The organism is Prosthecobacter sp., from assembly GCF_044373815.1.
GTDB lineage: Bacteria > Verrucomicrobiota > Verrucomicrobiia > Verrucomicrobiales > Verrucomicrobiaceae > Prosthecobacter.
This window is the reverse complement of record NZ_JBIPNG010000401.1, coordinates 1-6197: the sequence shown is the minus strand read 5'-3', so window position 1 is coordinate 6197 and position 6197 is coordinate 1. Positions and strand designations below refer to the sequence as shown.

Sequence of the window (6197 nt, the reverse complement as noted above, 5' to 3'; positions counted from 1 at the left end):
AGTTCATCAAAGCTGAATCCTGAATTTTCACAGCTCACGACAATAAACGCGCAAGGATCCAGGCTCTGGGCCAAAAAAGCACTGGTGATCGTCTTGCCGCAGCCGATGTCGCCTGTCAGCATGCCCAAGTTCATGGTTTTTTCGCTGGCGAGGTAGAGCAGGCGATCGAGGGCCTCCTGATGCTGGGGACTGCGATAATAAAAGCGCGTGTCCCATGTGCCCTCAAAGGGTTTTGCGTCGAGCTGCCAATGATGAAGAAAGTCGGACATGTTTCGTGGAGAAACTTCTGCCCCGATCCCCCTACCCTCAACCCCCCCAACTGCGGGAACCTGTGAAGGGTTTTTCATAGACCTCCATGACGCGTTTTGCATTGTCGTCCCAATTGAAACGTCTGGCATTTTGCAGACCTGCCGGAATCAGGGCCTCCCGTTTTTCGCGATGCGAAGCGACCTCAAGCAGAGCCTGAGCCATGTCGCCGACATCCTCGGGGTTGACGATGCGGGCGGCATTGCCGACGACTTCACCCAGCGAGCCGCTTTTCGAAGTGATGACTGGGCATCCGCAGGCCATGGCCTCGATCGGCGGCAGGCCGAATCCTTCAAACAATGAAGGGTAAACCATGGTGGAGGCCGCACGGTACAAATCAGGCAGTACGGCATCTTCGACAAACCCGAGGAAACGAATGTCCTTGGCGTGGCGGGAATCCCGCGCTGCCGCGTGAATGTGTTCCGCGCCATGCCAGTCACTGCCTGCTAGCACAAGCTGCCAGGGGGAACCGGTGCTGGATTTGAACTGATCAAAAGCCTCGATGAGGCGAGTGTGATTTTTGGCCGGATGCTCCAGCCGCGACACATAAAGAAAGAAGGGCTCCTGCAGCTGCCAGCGTTGTTCCACCTGGGCACAGGCAGCGGCGCGGTCGCCTGGTTTGAAACGCGCATGGTCAATGCCGTTGAGAATCACGTTCTGTTTCTGGACCGGCACGCCAAAGTAGTGCTCAATGTCCTGGGCGGTGCTGGTGCTGACGGCAATGATGCCATTCTGCCTGCGAGCAAGATGTTTCACGATGACACGGCCGTAAATCATGCGGGCGAGGTCATACTTCTTCTTCACATGAAACGGGGCAAGGTCATGAATGGTGGAGACGAGATGACAATGTGCGGTGTGCACCATGCGGCGGTAGCTGGGCACGTGCAGCACATCGATTTCGTTCTTTTCCAGCCATTGCGGCAGCACCTGCTGATGCCACCAGATATTTCGCACGGCGGGGCGCCACTGCTCATCGACAGGTACAATCTCCATTCTTCCCCGCGCAAACTCAAAGAGAGGCAGATCCTGCGCCAGGGCGAGGATGTGAAATTTGACCACGTCCGCGTAAGGCAGGAGCGCCTTAGTCAGAGCCAGTACATACTGCGCCACGCCGGTTTTTCCGCGCTGGATGACGCTGGTGGAAATCGCGATTTTCATGATGCGAGAAGATATTCCAATTGTTCGTGACGCAGGGATTCATGCACGACCGGGCTGGCATTGGTGAAGCGCAGGTGGATGTGCTGGCTGGCGGCATGATCCTTCAGGCGGGCCATCAGGCCCAGGCCGCCGCTGTCCATGAGCTGGACCCCTTTGAGATCAATGACGACCGGATTGCGGGCATCAGCGGCATTCTGGATGACTCCCAGTGCGCCACGCCAGAGGCCATCCACACTGCTGGTGGTGACTGCGCCGCTCCAGTCGAGGTGCAGTGGCACGGTCTTGGTGGGGGATGGAGAAGCAGGTGCGCTGGCGTTCAAGATTTTGTTCAGCGCTTCCTCACGGCTGGCCGCCTGGGTGAAGATGGAGCTCAACCGGGTCATCTGCAGCAGTTTGAGTATTGCAGGCGAGACGGTGGACAGCACCAACTGCTTGCCGGACTGACGGCAGCGTTTTTGCATGCGCATCAGCAGGCCGAGTCCGGTGCTGTCGATGAATTGAGCGCCACCGCAGTCGATGATGATGCCTTCTTCCGGTCCTTCGAGGGTGTTCATCCAAACCTGCTCGATGACACGTACCTCCGCTGCATCCAGACGATCCGGGCAGAAAAGTTCCGGAACACTCGATAGCTGTATATCCGGGGCTTTGGCCGGTGTGGGTGTGAGCGGTTTGGCCGGGGTGGTGCGCCTGCTGCTTCGAGTCAGCCACCACTGTTTCATAATCGTCAGTCCGAAAACCACGAAGTCCGTGGCGTAGCGTTTGAACAAACGCCGTGGCTCCTGCAGCAGGCGGAAGAGCCATTCGAGTCCGATCTTTTGCATCCAGAGCGGCGCGCGCTGCATGTGGCCCGCAAGAAAGTCGATCGTGGCTCCGACGCCGATCGTCACCGGTGCTCCGGCGCGCTGGTAATTCATGGCGATCCACTTTTCCTGCTTCGGACAGCCGAAAGACACAAACAGCAGATCAGGATTGGTGGAGTGAATGTCAGCGCAGATGGTTGCATGATCCATCTCATGCAGCGGCATGAACGGTGGGGACATTACACCGGCTATTTTGAGTCTTGGGTGGCGTTCCTTCACCACCTGCACTGCCTGTTCTGCCACCTCTTTCTTCCCACCGAGAAAATAGACACTCCAGTTTTTTTCTTCAGCGACCGCCAGGAGCTTTGGCACAAGGTCAGAACCAGCCACACGTTCTGGAAGTGCATTGCCGAGCCAGCGCGATGCCCAGACAAGAGGCATGCCATCGCATACCACGAGATGTGCATCGAGCAAAATGCGACGCAGATCATCGTCATACATGGCAAGCGCGGTGAAATCGACATTTGCCGTGGCGATGTAATGAGGTTTGCGCGAGGCAATCATTCCGGAGATGGCCTCCAGAGTCTGATCCGTCGTCACATTGTCGAACGGGACGCCGAGCATGGACAACGACGGTCCGCTGCGTGGGGTGAATGCTGCTTCAGTTGTGTTCATGGGAGTTCTTTGCCGGCTGGAAATGCTGTGAGTAGTAGCTGCTGAGCTGCTGACCCAGACCGGGCCAGCCGAAGCGCCCGCGACAGGTTTGCATGCCGCGCTCTTCGATTTTTTGACGCAGTGCTTCGTCATGGAGCATGCGCTCGGTGTAGTGCGCGAACATTTCGGGTGTGTCTGCCAGGAGGATATCCGTGCCATGCACCAGATTCAGACCCTGAGCGCCGATGGTGGTGCTGATCACCGGTGTGCCCATCGCCATGCTTTCAGGAATCTTGAGCCTGGTGCCGCCGCCGATGCGAAGCGGCACGATTTGAGCCCAGGCACGACGATACCATGGGCGAACGTCAGGAACGCCGCCAGTCACGGTGACGTCTGGCAGTTTGCCGTATGCTTTGACTTCTTCGGCCGGTGATTTGCCAACAATCAAAACCTGCAGGTCAGGCACCAGCTTTTTCAGGCGCGGGTGAATTTCACCAAAATACCAGCGCAGGGCATCCACGTTCGGCATGTAGTCCATGGCACCGCAATAAAGAACCGTGGGCGCTGAGTCGCGGGAGACTGCAGATGAATTGGGGCTGAAGTAGTCGAGATCGACTCCGTTGGTGACCACTTCTACTGGCACATGTGTGCTCACCTGGGAGCGGATGAAGGACTCGTCATCCGGGCCGCAAACCACCTGCACTGAACTGCGGCGGGCGACCTTGTGTTCGAACCGGCGCAGTTTCCAGACCTGCTCGCGGTAAAGGAGGGATGATTTGATCCCTTTGGGCATGCGGGCGTACTGCTCTTCCTGAAACTGCAGATCCACCCGACTGCGGTCAACGCTCAGTGGTATCTCCAAATGATCTTTGAGGAAGTACTGAGCCATGACGATGTCGCACACATGCACCATGTCATATTCATTTTGGTCGAGCATGCTGCCGATGGTGTCGGCCAGCTGAGGCAGCCACCAGTGACGGATTGTCGTGGGCAGGGAATTGAGAAGACGGTCGGGAAACAAATTCGGCCATGGTGGATGCTCGAAAGGAACGAAGACCACCTTGCGGCAGAAGTTTTCGAAGATGCCGCGATGCTCCACGCGCTCGCCCTTTTCGGAGAGGGCGATCAAGTCGATCGTGTGATTTCTGGCCAACTCACGCAGCAGATGAAACACCCGCTGATAGGTGCCGCGGTCGATCGGGTAGGGGATGTAAGGGTAAACAACCAGGATGTGCATGAGCAGTGTGAACTGCTTGTACCAAAGCTGAACTCATGACCCAATGCATCGCCCGCAAGTGGGGGGAGATGAACCTAGTTAAACCGGTTCCACAGCGCGGTGTACTGCTGGATGGCTGACGGGGTAGCGTGGCGTTCGGTCCAAAGCATTGTCACCAGCTCATGGAGGAGATGCTCACGTGGATAACGGGTGATGCTTGATGGTATGCCTCTTGTGCGGAGATGAATGAAGACGTTTTTCCAAAGCGGTACTTCAGGGCACTTGTTGGTCTTGCAGGTGGTATAATCCACAGGTGTTGACAACTTGATTTCCAAACGGCGGCTTTCGAGCTGGAGAAAGATGTTCTGGGCGAGCTGAGAAAGCACGGAATGCTGCTGGCGCAATTCATCACGCGTGTGGGGTGAGCGCTGTGGATGCAACTTAAACTCCACTCCAGCGGCATGATGGGAAAGGAGCGATGGATCGATTCCAGCAAGCTCCTGAAGCCTGCGGTGGCGTTCGCGGCAACTCCAATGATAGAGGCCTTCCATTGCCAGCACTACGTCACCCAAGGCCAGCTGTGCCTTGGCGAGATTGCGTCCGACAAAATCGGCATCTGCGGCGCTGAAGTCTTCCTGCGCGAGTCGTTCGTTGGCAAATAACAAGCCGGAGCAGCGATTGAAGAGGAGTCGTGTGGCTTCATGTAAAGGAATGCGGCTGGCGTCGCGGTGGTGTTCGCATCCGGCGAAAAGGTTGTCTCCACCGATGATCCACCGATGTCCCATGACCAGATCGTAGTAGAACATGCTGACAGGGCTGCGGCGGAGACGCGCGGTGGAAAGAATTTTGAACTCGACATCCAGGCCCACCGCATGAGAAAGCGACTCCCCGAGCTTGTGCAGTGCAGCCTTGAAGAGACGGTCATTGATCAATGTGCTGCCGCGAATGAACACGAAGAACTCCATGTCGTTGTAGGGCAGGTCCTGACCGTTTTCGCGCAGCACGCCGCCTTCGCCGCGCCCATACCCGCCGGCAAGTGCAAGGCCTTCGAGTTTGCCCGCCGGGACGATGCGTTCAACGCCAGCGCGCACGTGAGTGCAGGTTACAGCCAGGTGCTGCTCCAGCTTGTCACTACCATCGATGGTGAAGCGGGCACTCATGCTGGAATGGATTCACGCAGGTATTGTTCCACCTGATCAACAATGGGAGCCATGGAAAAGCGCTCATGCACCTCATAGTGGCCTGTTTGGGCGATGTTGATGCGCAGGTGGTCTTCGGTTTGCAAAAGCAGGATGCGCTCGGCCAGCTGAGTGGCTGCTCCAGCATCATACGTGACGGCGTTCTGACCGTGGCGGAAGAGTTCGCGGCTGCCGCCGGTCATCGTGCCGATGACGGGCAACCCGCAGGCCATGGCTTCAAGGGGGGTGAGTGCAAATGGCTCCTCCCACTCGGAGGTGAAAAGCAGGGCATCATGTGCGCGATAGACATCAGGCATTTCTGCGGGCGTGGCGCTGTGCCATGTGACTGGGAGTGAATTTCCTGCGGCGAAGTTTTTCAGCATGGTCACGTAAGCGTCGTCCCCTTTGCCATAGACGTGCAGTTCGCCTGCAAAAGAGTTTTTGATGAGCAGCAGTGCGCGCAGAGCCGTCAAAATGCCCTTGTCTTCGGCGAGGCGTCCCACCCAGAGCCAGTTTTTTGGAGAGCGGGTTATTGGTGTGCCTTGAAAGTGCTGGGTATCCACCGGGCAGTGGATGACGCCGCCATGCATCACATCGTAGCCCTGCTCCGCCGTGAGCTCGCGCAGGCGGGCGCTGGTGAAATAGAGCCGTTTAAAACGGATCTCGGAGACGGGGCTGGTGGGAGCGATTTCATCGCACCGCCGCCGGACTCCGCACAGGGTCCAAAGTGCCCGCTGCACGCGTGATGCGAAAGACCCACGGCTGCGATTCCACCAGTCGAGCCAGACATCGCCAGTGAGACTGCGCAAAATCCAGTGATCGCTGACATCATAGACGGTCGGTACACCGCTGCGCTGTAGAGTGAGGCAGAGGGACTTGGACAGG

Annotated in this window: 5 protein-coding genes and 1 pseudogene; all 6 read right to left on the bottom strand. The window is 57.4% G+C overall.

Annotated features, from left to right (window positions below):
- Positions 1-269 (bottom strand): annotated as a pseudogene (locus ACIREA_RS24325) (hypothetical protein); the annotation flags it as partial.
- 37 nt (positions 270-306) lie between these two features.
- Complete coding sequence (locus tag ACIREA_RS24320) at positions 307-1464, bottom strand: glycosyltransferase family 4 protein (protein ID WP_397384931.1); 1158 nt, start codon at positions 1462-1464, stop codon at positions 307-309.
- Positions 1461-2939, bottom strand: a complete 1479-nt coding sequence (locus tag ACIREA_RS24315; RefSeq protein ID WP_397384930.1) for a WecB/TagA/CpsF family glycosyltransferase — start codon at positions 2937-2939, stop codon at positions 1461-1463. The genes ACIREA_RS24320 and ACIREA_RS24315 overlap by 4 nt, the downstream gene beginning before the upstream one ends.
- Complete coding sequence (locus tag ACIREA_RS24310; RefSeq protein WP_397384929.1) at positions 2926-4155, bottom strand: glycosyltransferase; 1230 nt, start codon at positions 4153-4155, stop codon at positions 2926-2928. The genes ACIREA_RS24315 and ACIREA_RS24310 overlap by 14 nt, the downstream gene beginning before the upstream one ends.
- Before the next feature lie 74 nt (positions 4156-4229).
- Positions 4230-5294 (bottom strand): hypothetical protein, encoded by a 1065-nt coding sequence (locus ACIREA_RS24305; RefSeq protein WP_397384928.1) that lies wholly within the window; start codon positions 5292-5294, stop codon positions 4230-4232.
- On the bottom strand, positions 5291-6197 hold a 907-nt coding region (locus tag ACIREA_RS24300), incomplete at its 5' end, for a glycosyltransferase family 4 protein (RefSeq protein WP_397384927.1). The genes ACIREA_RS24305 and ACIREA_RS24300, both read right to left, overlap by 4 nt.

What these genes read in the sequence shown, in the direction of transcription:
- ACIREA_RS24320 (WP_397384931.1), bottom strand. Translation starts at nt 1,464, where the DNA reads ATGAAAATCGCGATTTCCACCAGCGTCATCCAGCGCGGAAAAACCGGC.
- ACIREA_RS24315 (WP_397384930.1), bottom strand. Translation starts at nt 2,939, where the DNA reads ATGAACACAACTGAAGCAGCATTCACCCCACGCAGCGGACCGTCGTTG.
- ACIREA_RS24310 (WP_397384929.1), bottom strand. Translation starts at nt 4,155, where the DNA reads ATGCACATCCTGGTTGTTTACCCTTACATCCCCTACCCGATCGACCGC.
- ACIREA_RS24305 (WP_397384928.1), bottom strand. Translation starts at nt 5,294, where the DNA reads ATGAGTGCCCGCTTCACCATCGATGGTAGTGACAAGCTGGAGCAGCAC.